This is a genomic window from Burkholderia sp. AU33423 (assembly GCF_002223135.1).
GTDB classification, from domain to species: Bacteria; Pseudomonadota; Gammaproteobacteria; order Burkholderiales; family Burkholderiaceae; genus Burkholderia; species Burkholderia lata_D.
Map to the genome: position 1 here is coordinate 184826 of NZ_NKFH01000009.1, position 15212 is coordinate 200037.

A 15212-nucleotide genomic window follows, 5' to 3' on the forward strand; every position below is an offset into this window, starting at 1 on the left:
TATCCGACGATGTACTTACTTCATCGTCGCGAACCGCATTTCCATCGCGTTGATCTTCGCGAGCACCGCTTCGCTAAGCTTTCTGACGTGGCGCGGCACATCGGGCGCCGACAGCAGCTCCTCGATTCGCCCGCGCCAGTAGCTCGGATGCCGCACGCGCCCCGCACCCGACATCGACACATCGTCAGCGTTCGTCTCGCTGTCCAGGAGAGCCACCATTCTCTGAATGTGAGAGAGCTCTCGTTCCGCATAGTCTCGTGCCAGCATATTGATTGAAATTCCCCGAAATACGACAGCAGGCTTTCCGTCATCAACGCGCCATCGTGTTGCGATGTAAGGCATTCATCGCACACGTTTGTCGCCATCGTACGTAGAAGCTGTGTCAGTAAACCGCGTAGGCATTTGCTGAATTCGATACGGAATGGGGAGCCTGTCCGATTGTTCTGATGACTTCCGGCCCCGATGCCCTGTGGTCAATCGTAGGCTTACTGTTGGGCAATGGCATCTCCCAAAGTGGGGATGCGGGGGCGACATTGGCGGGGCGGTGTTTCCGGAATCTTCAGGTCGGTGGGCGGAGCGCGGAAGGCATGCGGTTGCCGGCCGAAGACAAAATCGCGATCAACTGACCACCTCCACGACGCGCGTCCGGCGCATGATTGACCGGCAGGTACGAGGCGACCATTTGCGGTGGGCACGAGGGTAGTGCGTAGCCATGCAAGGCGTGCAGACGCGAACATGCAGCGCTGCTGCTGTCGCACGCGTCGGTCGTCGGTCGTGGCGACCTGCGCGCCCTGCTCGGCAAGTCAGCATGCAAGATTGCCGGGACACGGGTCGATCGACAACGCAGCCCATTCATCCGATCCGCCGCGCACCTTCATATCGCGGATATCGAACGCCGCCTGAAGCTTCGCGAGATCTTCATCGGCGAGCAGCCTGTCGAAGTCCTTTGGCGGCAATTACTTGTTTTGCTTTCCGCATTGCTGGCGCGTGCTTTCACCAGCAGGTGTGTCGTGCGCCGGGTACAGGAATGTTTCGCGGAACTACACACTCGCGAGACAGGGTCCGCTGAAGTCAGATATCGACATCGCCATGCTTCAGCCCGAAAATGAAATCCACTTCGACCGAAGCCCCTTTGGGTAATTGCAGCACACCGACCGACGTGCGCGTATGAACGCCTGCGTCGCCCAGCACCGCGTACAGCATGTCGGATGCGCCGTCGGCGACTTCGCTTTGCATCGTGAAGCCGGGTGCGCTTCGCACATACACGGTGATGCGCGGCACTGTCGCTATCGCGTCGAGCGAGCCGCGGTGCTTCCTGATCAACGACAGCGCACGCAGCACCGATACGCCGGCGGCCCGGCGACCTTCGTCGAGCGAAACGGATTCCCCCACTACGCCCACGAAATGCACCACGTCGCCGATCCGCGGAATCTGGCCGGCAATGTAGGCCGTGTTCCCGTCGACCAGAATGGGCGTGTACTTTCCGCCGATCCTGATTTCCTCGTCCGGATTGAAGCCGAATTCGGCCGCGATCCGTGTCAGCTTATCGTCCCTGTTCATCAGTGAATTCCCCGATACTTCAGAAAAATGTAAAGAATAATTAAGTCTCGCCCGCTTGTCTCGACGAAAAAATCCCGCTGCGAGCGATCAAAGAGCGCGTGCCGTCGCCGTTAAAAGTTTCCGGGTAATCCTCTACGAATTCTCAAACATGACACACTTCTCAGGTGTTCGAAGCAGTCCTGCATTGCTTTATCGATGACAAATCTCGTAGTCGAAGAGAATTTCCTAAAAATTTTCCGCTGAAACCGCTATCATATGGGTACTCAACCTGAAGAGTGATACATGGCAACGTACAAGGAACTGAAAGCCCAAATGGAAGCTTTGGCCGAGAAAGCCGAAGCTGCACGTGCCGCGGAATTCCAGGCGATCGTCGACGACATCCGCACCAAAGTTGCGGAATTCGGCATTACCGAGAAAGACATTTTCGGTACGCGTCGTGGTCGACCGGCCAAACAAGCGGCCGCCCCCGTGCAGGCGAAGTATCGCGATCCGAAGACCGGGGCAACCTGGTCGGGCCGCGGTCGCGCGCCCGCATGGATCAAGGACGCGAAGAATCGCAATCGATTCCTGATCCAGGAATAAGATTCTCGACGCGCACCGGCGCGCAGTTCAGCGCGCCGCCCTGCTATTGGGCATCGATACCGGCGGCATTTAAAATGCCGTTCCGGTGCGGTGAAGATTTGTGCCATCCGGCGCGTGGTTGCACGCTACGCGCCGGATGGCATGCCGCCCAATCTTTCCTGATTCAACGTTCGTAATAAATCGCAAGCCAGACGGATTGCGTTTCTTCGTGCGTCCACGCGACGCGATGACGGCAATGCGGCTCGATCAGCACGTAGTCGCCGGGATGCATTTCATGGCGCGTCGGACCTTCTTCGAATTCGAGTACGGCTGCGCCCGATAGCAGCACGACCCATTCGGCGCGCGAGTCGTCATACCAAAAGCCATCGGGGCTCGTGTGGCCCATCGATACGATCCGCTCTACGTTCAGACGCTGCCCGGTGACGAGGAGGTCGATTTGTTCATCGTTGCCGCGCTGGCCTTCGGTGGTGAACAGGTTACCGGTTTGAAGTTGCATGGGGGCCTCGTCGCTGATCGTCGGGGGAAAGAATCGCGCGTCGAGTGACGGGGAATATTCACCGTCGTCTAACGATTACCATTGACGCTGATTCGTTTCGTCGGAAACAGCATCATAGCGTTCCGCATGCCTGAAATCGGCCTTGGATTCAACCCGTCGATACATCGAATTGATGAAAGCGCTCAGCGGATGTATCGAAGTCCCGTATCGCTCGCTCCCGTTCACACTCGATCCAGCGGAACGGTAAGCAGGTCGATCACCGCTTGCGTCTCGGGGCGCACGCCGCGCCACCACGCAAAGGCTTCCGCCGCCTGCTCCACCAGCATGCCGACACCATCGGCCACACCGGCGACCCCCGCATTGCGCGCCAGTCGCAAGAACGGTGTGAGGTGCTTGCCATAGGCCAGTTCATAGGCTGTGCCATGCGGGCTAAACACGCCGGGCGGCACGGGCGGCAAATCGCCGGTCAGACTCGCGGAGGTCGCGTTGACCACCAGATCGAAGCGCCCCATGCGATCGAGGTCGCCGTAAGCGCACGCCTTTATCGGGCCATGCGAAGCCAATTGCGATGCCAGCGCTCGTGCTTTCTCGACATGACGATTCGCGATCACCAGTTCCGCGGGGTGCGCACCCAGGAAGGGAAGCAACGCGCCGCGGGCCGCGCCGCCCGCACCGAGCAGCAATACACGCTTGCCGGCGAACGGCGTGTGAAGATTCACCTCGATATCACGCAGCAGACCGATGCCGTCGAAGTTGTCTGCGAGAATCCGACCGCCCTCGAACTTGAACGCGTTCGCCGCGCCTGCGAGCGTCGCGCGCTCGCTGCGCTCATCGGCCATGTCGAACGCCGCAAGCTTGAACGGTGCCGTGATGTTCATGCCCTTGCCGCCGGCCGCGATGAATTCCCGCACCGTTACCGCGAACGCGTCATCCGGCTCGCGCGGCCCCTCGATGGCCGTGTAGTGCATCGCCTGTTGCGTCGCTTCGGCGAAAAGCCGATGAATCAGCGGGGATTTCGTATGGCCGATCGGATTGCCGATCACCGCATAGGTATCGCTCATCGTCGCCTCACTTGTCGAACAGCACGCCATCGGTTTGCATCGCATCGATCTCGGCAGGCGTGAAACCCAGCGATTGCGCGACTTCGGTATTGTGCTGCCCCAGATCGGGAGCCACCTCGCGGATCGTGGTGTCGCACTCGGAAAACCGGAACGGCAGATTCGGCAAGCGCAGCGTGCCGTAACGCGGATGCTCCTGTTCGACGATCATGCCGCGTGCCTGAATTTGCGGATCGGCAATCACTTCGTCGATACGTTGCACCTTCGCGCAAGGCACATCGATGCCGTCGAGCAGATCGAGAATCTGCGTCACCGTGCGCGCCGCGACCCACGGCTCGACCACGCCGAGAATGTCCAGCCGATGAGTATTGCGACCCACGCTATTGTGAAACCGCTCGTCGGCGCCGAAGCCGCGGGGGCCGCCGGTCGCCTCGATCAGCGAGGCGAAGCGCTTCCAGGCATCGTCCACCTGCGCGGCGATCACCAGATCGCCATCGGTCGCGCGAAACACACCATAAAGCGTCGAGCCGGGCATGTCGTGCCCGGTCTGTTCGGGCAGCACATCTGCAAGCGTGTAGCACTGGACCGCATATTCGTGCATCGAGACGAGCGTGTCGTAAAGCGCCATGTCGATGTGCTGCCCTCGCCCGCTTTTCACGCGGCCGAGCAGTGCCGCATTGATGGCGGCGACCGCGTGAATGCCCGTGTACATATCCCCGAGCGAAATACGCAGCAGCGGTGGGCGCTCGCCCGGCGTGCCGACCATCTGCATGATGCCGCTCTTGGCCTCGGCGATCAGTCCGAAACCCGCGCGATGGGCGTCCGGCCCCGTGTGGCCATACGCAGAAATGGAGCAGTAGACCAGGCCCGGATTGCGCGCGGAAAGCGCTTCGTAGCCCAGCCCGAGTTTGTCGAGCGCGCCGGGACGATAATTCTCCACGAATACGTCCGCCGAATCGCAGAGCCGTTCCATGAAGGCCTTTCCGCGCGGGTCCTTCATGTTCACGCTGACGCCGCGCTTGCCCATATTGAGCTGTAGAAAATAGCCGCTCGAGCGATCGTCGAGCACGGTCGCATGCTGGCGTCCCGCGTCGCCGCTGCCGGGTCGCTCGACCTTGATCACTTCCGCACCCAGCGCCGCGAGGCAGCGCCCCACGTACGGACCCGCGAGAAAGTGGCTGTAGTCGACGACACGAATCCCTTCGAGTGGACGCGCCTGTTTCATCGTTCGGCTCCCGGGCGGCGCGGCACCATCAGGCGATGCTCGCCTCGCTGCACGACTTCGCCGTGCTGATTGACGAGTTCCGACGGAAGCGTCACGATGCCCCAGTCAGGACGGCTCTTGCTCGGGCGCATTGCGCCGATGCGAAACTTCACATGCAGCACGTCACCGACCTTGATCGGCAGAACGAAGTCCCAGCTCCAGCCCAGCGACATGCCCGGCAGAAAGCGATAATCGCTCCGGGTCTTCAGGCCATCGGCAATCGAAAGACCAAACAATCCATGCGCAACGAGACAACCGAAGTGGCTCGCGTTCGCATACGCTTCATCGACGTGCACAGGCGTGTGATCGCCGGTGAGATCGGCGTACGCGAGAATGCGCTCCTTCGTGACGGTGTAGCTCGGGCTCACGCATTCGTCGCCTTCGCGTGCGTCGTCCCAGTATTTTTCGACGATGGTCATGTCATGCCTCCGCGCGCGGATCGATGGCGAGCGCCTGCCCCACGCAGCGCGCGGGTTTCGCCTGAATGAATTCGATGGCAAGACCATCGGGCAAACGCAGCCAGTTCGCACCTTGCGGCATGGGCTGCACGTCATAGCGGCGGGCGGCGGCGAGCGAGGCTTCGACGTCCTCGCACATGATGCCGAGATGGCCAAGCCTTCCTTCGGGACCCGAAAAATCCGGCTGGTGGATGAACTGCATGCCGCCGAGCGTCCAGTACTGGCGCGGCGCTTCGGTCGTGCCGTCGACCTCGCGCATCGTCATGCCGAACACCTCCTCGAAAAAACGGATGTGCCAGTGGATGTCGCGCACGAAGACGGCGACGTGTTCGAGATAGGCTTTCGATTTGCTCACGCTTGCGCCTCCGCTTTCTGGCGATCGGCCATCGCACGCTCGATGCCCTTGATGCATGCAACGAGCGTGGCGTTGACGGGCGTCGGCACACCATGGCGTGCGCCCCACCGCACGACCGAGCCGTTGATGAAGTCGATTTCGGTCATGGAACCTCGTTCGAGGCTTTGCAGCATCGACGTCTTGAACGCAGCGGGCAAACCCTCGGCGGCAAGCGACCACGCCTGCTCCGGATCGTTCATCGACAGTGTGACGCCTGCCGCCTTCGCGGCCGCGATCGCTTCCGCGACGGCCGCCAGCGAAGTGGCCTTGAGCAGCGGCTCGTCATAAAGCTGGCCGTAAGTCAGCGACGTGATGCCGGTCAGCGCGCCCGTCGCGACATTCACGAGCAGCTTGTCCCACATGGTGCCGACGATGTTGTCGCTGACCTGCGTGTCGAGGCCCGCGTGGCTGAATGCCTCGGCAATACGTCGAACGCGATCCGTCACGCGTCCGTCCAGCTCGCCGACGATGGTGTGCTTGCCCACGACGCCCGACTCGATATGCCCCATGCCGCGCAGTACGCCACCCACATAGGTCTTGCCCGCGAGCACGCGTTCGCGGCCCACCACGTCGGCAAGAATGTCTTCGTGGCCGAGGCCGTTTTGCAGTGACAGTACCCGTGTTTCAGGTCCCACCAGCGCTAGCGCGCCGCGAATCGCCGCATCGGTATGGAACGATTTGACGAGCACGATCACGACCTCGGCCACCCCTGCTTCGTCCGGCCGGGTGGTTGCGCGGACTTGCACCTGGCGAGTGCCGCTTGCATCATCGACGCGCAGGCCGTGGGCGCGCATCGCATTGACATGATCGGGCGAGCGGTCGATCAGCCAGGTCTCGTGGCCGCCTTCGGTGAGCGTCGCGCCAATCGCGCAGCCCAGCGCGCCGGCACCCAGAATGGCAATTTTCAAGAGCGTCTCCTTAACGTATGACGTCACGATAGGAGCCGCCGCCTCATGTCGCAATACAATGGATACAATGGCGTCATTGCCTCACGCAATATCGTTGACCTGCGATGATTCCGACCGATCTGCCCGACCTCAAGCTGCTGCAATTGTTCGACCTGCTCTACGACACGCGCAGCGTCACGCGCGTGGCCGAACAACTCGGCCAGAGCCAGCCGACCATCAGCATCTGGCTCGCGCGATTGCGCGAGCATTTGCACGATCCGCTCTTTATCCGGACGCCCGGCGGCATGGCGCCCACACCGCAAGCCGATGCGCTGATCGGCCCGTGTCGGGAGATTCTCGAATCGTTGCGGCGCTTCTCGGCCTGGGAAATCGCCTTCGATCCGGCGACCGCGCAAAGACGATTTCGCATCTGCATGACCGATGCGAGTCACGTGACGCTGCTGCCGCGCCTGCTCGCCTACGTGCGCGCGCAAGCGCCTGGCGTGCGCCTGGACGCTGCGCGGATCGACGGCAATACGGAACGGGCGCTCGAATCAGGCGAGGCCGATCTTGCGATCGGATACGTGCCGTGGCTGAGCGGCGGGATCTATCAGCAACAGCTATACGAGCAGGATTGGGTGTGCCTGGCGAATCGCCATCATCCGCGTATTCACAAGCGGCTCGGCGTCAAGGCATATCGCACCGAAGGCCATGTGGCGATCACGGGGGGGACGGGCACGACGCTGCTTGAGCAGGCGCTCGTGCGCGAGCGCATTGAACGGCAGGTGGTGCTTGAATTGCCCGGTTTTCTGGGGCTCGGCGCAATCGTACAGACCACCGACCTGATCACGACCTTGCCGCGCCATATCGGCGAGACGCTTGCTCAGGCCAACGACCTTTCGGTACATCCCTGCCCCATTCCCGTCGAGGGTTTCGCCGTTCGGCAACACTGGCATGCGCGCTACCATCAGGAGGCAGGCAATCGCTGGCTGCGTTCGGTCGTCGCCCGGCTGTTCGGCATTTCCAGCGCGAACGTTACAGGCTGACGATTTACCGTTTCGGCATCGATGTCCGCTGATCCGTCGCGAGCGGACAATGGCACCCGGTCGCTCATCGTCCGCTCAGGTCGGTCACCGCCGGGCCGCGCCGGAACAAGCCGCACCTCACACTTCGCGAATCCCGCGGGAATAAAACCATGCCGGCTCCGGTATATCGGGGCGTCAGGCCGCTCACCACGCTGAACGAGCCGGTGCACGACGCCCAACCGAAACGGAGAGACCGCAATGTCACACCCCAACCACGTCGCCTACACACGCTTCGCGATCGCCATGCACTGGTCGATCGCCATCCTGATCCTGTCGAACCTGATGATCGGGATCTACATGGATACCTTTCCGCACAACTCGACTCAGTTCAACGGCATCCTGTTCTATCACGCGTCGATCGGCAGCCTGATTTTCATGCTGACCGTGCCACGCCTCGCCTGGCGTGCGACGCATACCCCGCCGCCGCTGCCGACCAGTGTTCCGGCGTGGCAGGCGCGGATCGCCGGTGCACTGCACGGCGTGCTGTACCTGCTGCTGTGTCTCGTGCCGCTGACCGGCTACGTGCATCGCCTTGCTGGCGCCCATCCGGTCAGTTTCTTCGGAATCACGGAATTGCCGGTGCTGGTCGGCCGCGACGAACCGCTGCGACTCCTGACCGACTCGCTGCATCGCGCGCTGGTGCTGACGCTCGGCTTGCTGCTGGTCATGCACGTCGCGGCCGGACTGAAACACAAGTTCGTCGATCGGGACGGTGTCGCGGAGCGGATGGGGATCTGAGCGCGACCTGGCGGTTGACGTTCGCCAGAAGCGGCCGCCCGAACATCGGAAACCCCGGCAGCGGGCATTCGGCGCTGTACGCAGTGCGGATGCGGATGCGGGTTGATCATCTCGCCATGCAGCAACTTCGTTACTGTCTGCAGAACGAACGATCGATGAGGGGAATTTTCAGCTCACGACACCCGCTCGAGGTGGTGCGCTACCAGAAGAATGCTGCTTTGCCGGAGTAGTGCAGCCACTACTCCGGACTTCCACGCCGGCGATCAGAAGCCGTGGTACATACCGATGTTGACTTGAACCTGGTTGCCGCCCGATGCGGTGTTGCCAAAGTCGGCAACGGAAGCCTGAGCGCCCTTAGCATGAACGTACCCGCCCATCGCGTACAGCGCGGTGCTCTTCGACAGCGAGTACGTCGCACCCAGCGACACCTGGTTGATCGACGCCATCGTGCGGCCTTCGGCAGCCAGCGCGGGCGTGGCCGCGGAGCCGTAGACATACGTGTACCCGGTCGCCAGCGACAGCGCCGGAGTGACCTGGTACTGCAGGAGGGCGCCCAGCACGTTGAAGTGGATTGACGGCTGGCCGGCGTTGCCCTGGTACTGCGCGTTCGAGTAGCGCAAGCCAGCCGTGTACGGACCGATCTGATATTGCGTTGCGACTTGCGCGATGCCTGCGCTCTTGAAGGCATTGCCGCCGTTGTAACCCGAACTCGGATAGCCCAGCGCACCACCGAAACTCGGTTGCGCCGTTGCGTTCATCCACCCGTTCTCACCCTGGTTCGCCGCGTGGAAATAGCCGCCGGCGACCGTCAGACCGCCCTGAGCATAGTTCGCTGCCACCGACCACGATTGGCCCGACCCCATCGAACCGGCCACGCCGCCGAATGAGTACGCGCCTTCAGCCTGGAAGCCATGGATGAGCGGCGAAATGTACTTCACGGCGCTGTTCTGGTTCGTCGTGTTGTCGTTGTTGTCCACGTCGCCCGGAGTCGAGAATGTCGACGCCGAAATGGCGTCGCCCGTCAGGACCTGAACCATTTCCGTCACGGCGTCGAGCTGGCGCCCCAGACGCACGGTACCGTACTGATCGGAAGCGAGGGATACGTATGCCTGGCGGTTGAACAACGAACGCGTGGAACCGATCGGCCCCTGGCCGCCTATGCCGCCCGTACCAATGTTGAAGCCGTTTTCGATCTTGAAGATCGCCTTGAGGCCGCCACCGAGATCTTCCGTCCCCCTGAGGCCCCACTTGTTCGAACCTGCGGCACCACCATCGAGGCCGAACCGCTTGTGGCCATTGATGTTCGAGGTGTAGCCGATACCTGCATCGAGCATGCCATACAGGGTGATCGACGACTGTGCCATTGCCGCCGACGATGCTGCGAAGGCGGCAACAGCGATAACGCTGACCTTGATTTTCTTGTTTTTCATCTGTATTTCACTGTCAGGAGTGGTTGCGGGATTGTTTGAAACGGGTTTTGTTGTATTCGAACGCAGATGACGGTGCACGGCCTGTGCGTCGTCTCAGGTTGCAACAGCCGGCCTCATATTCGCCAGATCGGCATATTTGTCTCGATCATTTCGTCATCCTCAAAATTTCATGCCGGAAGGCGCCTCGCATCTCGACCTATCCGGCATTCCCTCGATTGGAACCGCCGCGACGCCCGCCTGGACGAAAGCCGCTTCCTTGCTTCCGTTATCGCTCCAGCTGCTATCGAATTCGCCATCCGGACGAACGGATGGGCCGAATCCGCGAAGCCGAAAAACTCGAGCGGATCACCGCGCGGAACCGAATGTTTCTTCGATGGCAATTCGAAGAAGCACTGCATCGTCACGTTCCACACTCGCGCCATCCCCACGAGCGAGGTCGGCGATGACGAAACCGGGCCACGCTCCACCCGCGACAACAAGCGGTATGGAAATGCCGACCGCCGTCGCAGGCTGATCGAGCGTCCGGTTCAGCCGCTGGCGAAGCACGCGAACTTTTCGCCGAGCGCCAACGCAACCGGGACGCGCTTTGCAGGTGCGAAAAACCATATCAGGAACATAAATCGTCGTCAAAATTTGTTTGATATAAGTTAATCGCGTTTGATACCCGTGCGGACTATCGGGATTTCCCTGATAGGAATTGGCACCAGGACGAAGTGTTGGAAAAGGCCGTGCGGTCGGACAAAGACCTGGTGCGGAACGGATACGCCCGGGCGAGAGTCGCAGACGATCTCCACCCTGATGTCGCGTCGCTCATGAAATGGCCGCAGGACATCGCCATTCAGGTTGGCATCGCGGGGATACGCCTCTTCTACGCCGGACGCTGGCGCGGACGCAACGCTCGAAGCGGCCTCGGCGAAACGGTTCGTATCGGAGACTTGAGCGAATTTCTCACTGAATGCATTGCGGTGATTCGGATTCGGGACAGGATTACCCAATGCAACGAGGAATACGTGACGTTGGCGCGCCCCCCGATCTAATCCGGAACGTCCGATATTCAACGTCGACGCAATGTCATTGCCTGGATCGCCACATGCAAGGGTCAGGGTTCATGCGCCATTCCAGGATGAACCCACGTCCCGTCAATTGCATCGCGGATGACGCCCTCGACAGGTTGCTCAAAACGGGGGGATGGAGATGGCGCGTCGCAAGTGATGAGACCGCCATCCCGCGACCGTCGATCGTGTCGAACATGAAACGTAGCGGCCGCCCAATCAATGCGGCGGCCGCGGAAGCGACGTCGCCTACTTCTTGACCACCGGAACGGTGAGCGAACTGACGAGCGCCGTCACCGGTGCCAGCAGACCGCCCCCTGTCACGGCACCTCCCCCTTGCGCGGAATTGCCGTTCAGTGAGACAGCCAGTGCCGGGACGACGCCGGCCACCGAGCCGACTGCCGAACCGACAGAATGCACCGCCGTGTTGACGATCGTCGCGCCGCCGGAGACAAGTGTGCCGACTGCATTGGTCGCACCTCCGACTGCACCGGCTGCCGTGCCGCCGTTGAGTGCGACACTCAGTGCCGGCAACGTGCCTGCGATCGCGCCGGTCGTACCGGTTACGGTGTTCGCCAGCGTGCCCGCGAGGCCGGTCGTCACCGTCGCGAGGGATCCGGCTGCACCGCTTGCGCCGTTGATGACGCCGGTTCCGGAACCGATGATGCCGCCGACGCCGCTCGTTGCAGGTCCGATCAGCGACGTGACGGCCGATGCGATCGGCGTGATCGCCGCCGTGCCGCTGCCGGCGATTCCGGTTACCGCGCCGGACGCCGCACCGATTGCACCGTTGGCGGCACCGATCGGCAGCGATCCGCCGAGGGTGCCGACGATGCTGGTGATCGGCGTAATCAGCGCGCCGCCATTGCCCGCGATACCGGTGACGGCGTTGACGACTCCCGTGCCGGTGTTGGCCACCGTGCCCACGACACCACCCAGGCCGCCGATCGCACCACCGCTGCCGCCAACGCCGCCCAATGCGCCGGTCAACGTGCCGACCGCACCGGTTGCCGTGTTGGCTACCGTGCCGACGACGCCGCCCAGGCCGCCCGTTGCACCACCAGTCCCGCCGATGCCACCCAGTGCACCCGTCAACGTGCCGACTGCGCCGGTTGCCGTATTGGCTACCGTGCCGACGACGCCGCCCAGGCCACCCGTCGCGCCACCAGCCCCGCCGATGCCACCCAGTGCACCCGTCAATGTGCCGACTGCACCGGTTGCCGTGTTGGCTACCGTGCCGACGACGCCGCCCAGGCCACCAGTCGAACCACCGCTGCCGCCCACGCCACCCAGCGCGCCAGTGACCGTGCCAACCGCACCGGTTGCCGTGTTGGCTACCGTGCCGACGACGTCGCCCAGGCCATCCGTCGCGCCACCAGTCCCGCCGATGCCACCCAGTGCACCCGTCAACGTGCCGACTGCACCGGTTGCCGCGTTGGCTACCGTGCCCACGACGCCGCCCAGGCCGCCCGTTGCACCACCAGTCCCGCCGATGCCACCCAGTGCACCCGTCAACGTGCCGACTGCACCGGTTGCCGTGTTGGCTACCGTGCCAACGATGCCGCCCAGGCCCGTCGCGCCACCAGCCCCGCCGATGCCACCCAGTGCACCCGTCAACGTGCCGACTGCACCGGTTGCCGTGTTGGCTACCGTGCCAACGACGCCGCCCAGGCCACCCGTCGCACCACCGCTGCCGCCGATGCCGCCCAACGCGCCGGTCACCGTACCGACCACACCGCCGAGGCCACCGGTCGAGCCGCCGCTGCCGCCAACACCGCCCAGCGCGCCAGTGACCGTGCCAACCGCACCAGTTGCCGCGTTGGCTACCGTGCCAACGACACCGCCCAAGCCACCCGTCGCACCACCAGTCCCGCCGATGCCGCCCAACGCGCCAGTCACCGTACCGACCACACCGCCGAGGCCACCGGTCGAGCCGCCGCTGCCACCCACACCTCCCAGCGCGCCAGTGACCGTACCAACCGCACCGGTTGCCGCGTTGGCTACGGTGCCAACGACGCCGCCCAAGCCACCGGTTGCACCACCAGTCCCGCCGATGCCACCCAACGCGCCGGTCACCGTGCCGACCACACCGCCAAGCCCACCAGTCGAACCACCGCTTCCACCCACGCCACCCAAGGCTCCCGTTACGGTACCAATCGCGCCGGTTGCCGTGTTGGCTACTGTGCCAACGACACCACCCAGACCACCCGTCGCGCCGCCACTCCCGCCGATGCCGCCCAAGGCGCCCGTCAACGTGCCGACTGCACCGGTTGCCGTGTTAGCTACCGTGCCAACGACGCCGCCCAGGCCACCCGTTGCGCCACCAGTCCCACCGATGCCGCCCAACGCGCCCGTCACCGTGCCGACCACACCGCCGAGGCCACCAGTCGAACCACCACTGCCACCCACGCCACCCAGCGCGCCAGTGACCGTGCCAACCGCACCAGTTGCCGCGTTGGCTACTGTGCCGACGACGCCGCCCAGGCCACCCGTCGCACCACCGGTCCCGCCGATGCCGCCCAAGGCGCCGGTCACCGTACCGACCACGCCACCGAGGCCCCCGATCGGATCGCCACTGCCGCCCACGCCACCCAAGGCTCCCGTTACGGTACCGATTGCACCGGTCGCCGTATTGGCTACCGTGCCAACGACACCGCCCAAGCCACCCGTCGCACCACCAGTCCCGCCGATGCCGCCCAACGCGCCGGTCACCGTACCGACCACACCGTCGAGGCCACCGGTCGAGCCGCCGCTGCCACCCACGCCTCCCAGCGCGCCAGTGACCGTACCAACCGCACCAGTTGCCGCGTTGGCTACCGTGCCAACCACGCCTCCCAGGCCACCCGTCGCGCCGCCAGTCCCGCCGATGCCACCCAAGGCTCCCGTCACCGTACCAACCACTCCGCCGAGACCACCGGTCGGATCACTGCCGCCAACACCACCCAGTGCACCCGTCAACGCGCCGACTGCACCGGTCGCCGTATTGGCTACCGCGCCAACGACACCGCCCAGGCCGCCCGTTGCGCCACCAGCCCCGCCGATGCCGCCCAACGCGCCAGTCACCGTACCGACCACACCGCCGAGGCCACCGGTCGAACCACCACTGCCGCCCACGCCACCCAGCGCGCCAGTGACCGTACCAACCGCACCAGTTGCCGTGTTGGCTACCGTGCCAAGGACACCGCCCAGGCCACCCGTTGCGCCACCAGTCCCGCCGATGCCGCCCAACGCGCCGGTCACCGTACCGACCACGCCACCGAGGCCACCGGTCGGATCGCCACTGCCGCCAACGCCACCCAAGGCTCCCGTTAAGGTACCGATTGCACCGGTCGCGGTATTGGCTACTGTGCCAACGACACCGCCCAGACCACCCGTTGCGCCACCAGTCCCGCCGATGCCGCCCAAGGCTCCCGTCACCGTGCCAACCACGCCACCGAGGCCACCAGTCGGATCGCCACTGCCACCCACGCCACCCAGCGCACCGGTTACCGTACCAACCGCACCAGTTGCCGCGTTGGCTACCGTGCCAACGACACCGCCCAGGCCACCCGTCGCACCACCGGTCCCGCCAATACCGCCCAACGCGCCAGTCACCGTGCCAACCACACCGCCAAGACCCCCAGCCGATCCACCGCTGCCGCCCACGCCTCCCAGCGCACCGGTGACCCCACCGAGCACACCCCCGATGCCGCCTGTGGCGCCACCGCCTCCACCAATCCCGCCGAGTGCCCCCGTCACGGAGCCGGCCACGCCCGCGACCGGCTCGAGCAATCCGTTACCGAGACCGATGGCCACACTCCCCGCCCCCGACCCTGCTGTCCCGATCGCGATACCGCCGGCATTCGTCGGACTGCCAACCGAGACGATCGCGTTCCCCCATCCCGCCACGGTGCCGACGAGCCCCCCGGGCGCCGGCGATCCGCCTCCGATGATCACGCCATCGGCATTACCCAGGCTTCCCGGCACGGACGTCACGACCACCGCCTCGGACGCGCTGGCGGCCACGCTGAACAAAGCCGCGACCGACAAGGCGATACCTGTCAATTTCACGTTCATTTTCGTTTTCATGAAGACCCTCATTTCGGTTGGACAACCGCGGAACAGCTCGAACGACGACGCCTGGATCCTGCCGCCACGAAGGTGGCGCGAATCGTTTGCGGATCGCCCGATACGACACGTGTTGAAACGGGTTTAGACAGGCCGGTGCG

Annotated in this window: 15 protein-coding genes; 5 read left to right on the top strand and 10 right to left on the bottom strand. The window is 63.8% G+C overall.

All coding sequences use genetic code 11. The features are described from left to right. Nucleotides 1–15: 15 nt before the first annotated feature. Complete coding sequence (locus tag CFB50_RS34055; RefSeq protein WP_069249736.1) at nucleotides 16–267, bottom strand: hypothetical protein; 252 nt, start codon at nucleotides 265–267, stop codon at nucleotides 16–18. Between the two features lie 804 nt (nucleotides 268–1071). Continuing rightward, complete coding sequence (locus CFB50_RS34060; protein ID WP_089448847.1) at nucleotides 1072–1560, bottom strand: RidA family protein; 489 nt, start codon at nucleotides 1558–1560, stop codon at nucleotides 1072–1074. Between the two features lie 282 nt (nucleotides 1561–1842). On the opposite strand from CFB50_RS34060, the gene CFB50_RS34065 reads away from it, so the two are divergent. Next, nucleotides 1843–2142, top strand: coding sequence for an H-NS histone family protein (locus tag CFB50_RS34065; protein WP_011350136.1), 300 nt, complete (start codon nucleotides 1843–1845; stop codon nucleotides 2140–2142). 163 nt (nucleotides 2143–2305) lie between these two features. On the opposite strand, the gene CFB50_RS34070 is transcribed toward CFB50_RS34065, so the two are convergent. The 6 genes from CFB50_RS34070 to CFB50_RS34095 form a co-directional block, all read right to left on the bottom strand. Beyond that, nucleotides 2306–2638 carry a cupin domain-containing protein gene (locus CFB50_RS34070; protein ID WP_089448848.1) on the bottom strand — a complete coding sequence of 111 codons (333 nt, stop codon included), beginning with the start codon at nucleotides 2636–2638 and terminating at the stop codon, nucleotides 2306–2308. Between the two features lie 221 nt (nucleotides 2639–2859). Then, complete coding sequence (gene aroE / locus CFB50_RS34075; protein ID WP_089448849.1) at nucleotides 2860–3699, bottom strand: shikimate dehydrogenase; 840 nt, start codon at nucleotides 3697–3699, stop codon at nucleotides 2860–2862. 7 nt (nucleotides 3700–3706) lie between these two features. Beyond that, entirely contained in the window at nucleotides 3707–4921 is a 1215-nt protein-coding gene (locus CFB50_RS34080) for a CaiB/BaiF CoA transferase family protein (RefSeq protein WP_089448850.1), read from the bottom strand. Continuing rightward, nucleotides 4918–5379 carry a MaoC family dehydratase gene (locus CFB50_RS34085; RefSeq protein WP_069249741.1) on the bottom strand — a complete coding sequence of 154 codons (462 nt, stop codon included), beginning with the start codon at nucleotides 5377–5379 and terminating at the stop codon, nucleotides 4918–4920. The genes CFB50_RS34080 and CFB50_RS34085 overlap by 4 nt, the downstream gene beginning before the upstream one ends. A gap of 1 nt (nucleotide 5380) precedes the next feature. After that, complete coding sequence (locus CFB50_RS34090) at nucleotides 5381–5773, bottom strand: VOC family protein (RefSeq protein ID WP_069249742.1); 393 nt, start codon at nucleotides 5771–5773, stop codon at nucleotides 5381–5383. Further along, a complete protein-coding gene (locus CFB50_RS34095) occupies nucleotides 5770–6720 on the bottom strand; it encodes a ketopantoate reductase family protein (protein WP_089448851.1) in 951 nt (316 codons plus the stop codon). The genes CFB50_RS34090 and CFB50_RS34095 overlap by 4 nt, the downstream gene beginning before the upstream one ends. A gap of 104 nt (nucleotides 6721–6824) precedes the next feature. On the opposite strand from CFB50_RS34095, the gene CFB50_RS34100 reads away from it, so the two are divergent. After that, the gene (locus CFB50_RS34100) at nucleotides 6825–7745 is read left to right on the top strand and encodes a LysR family transcriptional regulator (protein ID WP_089448852.1); all 921 of its coding nucleotides are present in this window, start codon (nucleotides 6825–6827) and stop codon (nucleotides 7743–7745) included. 237 nt (nucleotides 7746–7982) lie between these two features. Next, nucleotides 7983–8522, top strand: coding sequence for a cytochrome b (locus CFB50_RS34105; RefSeq protein WP_089448853.1), 540 nt, complete (start codon nucleotides 7983–7985; stop codon nucleotides 8520–8522). Between the two features lie 263 nt (nucleotides 8523–8785). Here CFB50_RS34105 and CFB50_RS34110 read toward each other — a convergent pair whose 3' ends face one another. Continuing rightward, nucleotides 8786–9952: a porin gene (locus tag CFB50_RS34110; protein ID WP_089429852.1), complete on the bottom strand. Its 1167-nt coding sequence runs from the start codon at nucleotides 9950–9952 to the stop codon at nucleotides 8786–8788. A gap of 66 nt (nucleotides 9953–10018) precedes the next feature. Here CFB50_RS34110 and CFB50_RS39245 point away from each other — a divergent pair, with 66 nt between their 5' ends. Both CFB50_RS39245 and CFB50_RS34115 read left to right on the top strand, forming a co-directional pair. After that, on the top strand, nucleotides 10019–10603 hold the full coding sequence (locus tag CFB50_RS39245; protein WP_144020738.1) for a hypothetical protein: 585 nt from the start codon (nucleotides 10019–10021) through the stop codon (nucleotides 10601–10603). Between the two features lie 65 nt (nucleotides 10604–10668). Next, entirely contained in the window at nucleotides 10669–10989 is a 321-nt protein-coding gene (locus CFB50_RS34115; protein ID WP_089448854.1) for a hypothetical protein, read from the top strand. Nucleotides 10990–11253: 264 nt separating this feature from the next. Here CFB50_RS34115 and CFB50_RS40470 read toward each other — a convergent pair whose 3' ends face one another. Continuing rightward, nucleotides 11254–15072 carry a beta strand repeat-containing protein gene (locus tag CFB50_RS40470; protein ID WP_089449053.1) on the bottom strand — a complete coding sequence of 1273 codons (3819 nt, stop codon included), beginning with the start codon at nucleotides 15070–15072 and terminating at the stop codon, nucleotides 11254–11256. Nucleotides 15073–15212 lie beyond the last annotated feature (140 nt).

Excerpts from the sequence above, each read along its gene's own strand:
- CFB50_RS34055 (WP_069249736.1), bottom strand. The coding sequence starts at position 267 with ATGCTGGCACGAGACTATGCGGAACGAGAGCTCTCTCACATTCAGAGA.
- CFB50_RS34060 (WP_089448847.1), bottom strand. The coding sequence starts at position 1,560 with ATGAACAGGGACGATAAGCTGACACGGATCGCGGCCGAATTCGGCTTC.
- CFB50_RS34080 (WP_089448850.1), bottom strand. The coding sequence starts at position 4,921 with ATGAAACAGGCGCGTCCACTCGAAGGGATTCGTGTCGTCGACTACAGC.
- CFB50_RS40470 (WP_089449053.1), bottom strand. The coding sequence starts at position 15,072 with ATGAAAACGAAAATGAACGTGAAATTGACAGGTATCGCCTTGTCGGTC.
- CFB50_RS34065 (WP_011350136.1), top strand. The coding sequence starts at position 1,843 with ATGGCAACGTACAAGGAACTGAAAGCCCAAATGGAAGCTTTGGCCGAG.
- CFB50_RS34100 (WP_089448852.1), top strand. The coding sequence starts at position 6,825 with ATGATTCCGACCGATCTGCCCGACCTCAAGCTGCTGCAATTGTTCGAC.
- CFB50_RS34085 (WP_069249741.1), bottom strand. The coding sequence starts at position 5,379 with ATGACCATCGTCGAAAAATACTGGGACGACGCACGCGAAGGCGACGAA.
- CFB50_RS34105 (WP_089448853.1), top strand. The coding sequence starts at position 7,983 with ATGTCACACCCCAACCACGTCGCCTACACACGCTTCGCGATCGCCATG.
- CFB50_RS34110 (WP_089429852.1), bottom strand. The coding sequence starts at position 9,952 with ATGAAAAACAAGAAAATCAAGGTCAGCGTTATCGCTGTTGCCGCCTTC.
- CFB50_RS34070 (WP_089448848.1), bottom strand. The coding sequence starts at position 2,638 with ATGCAACTTCAAACCGGTAACCTGTTCACCACCGAAGGCCAGCGCGGC.
- aroE (WP_089448849.1), bottom strand. The coding sequence starts at position 3,699 with ATGAGCGATACCTATGCGGTGATCGGCAATCCGATCGGCCATACGAAA.
- CFB50_RS39245 (WP_144020738.1), top strand. The coding sequence starts at position 10,019 with ATGACGGTGCACGGCCTGTGCGTCGTCTCAGGTTGCAACAGCCGGCCT.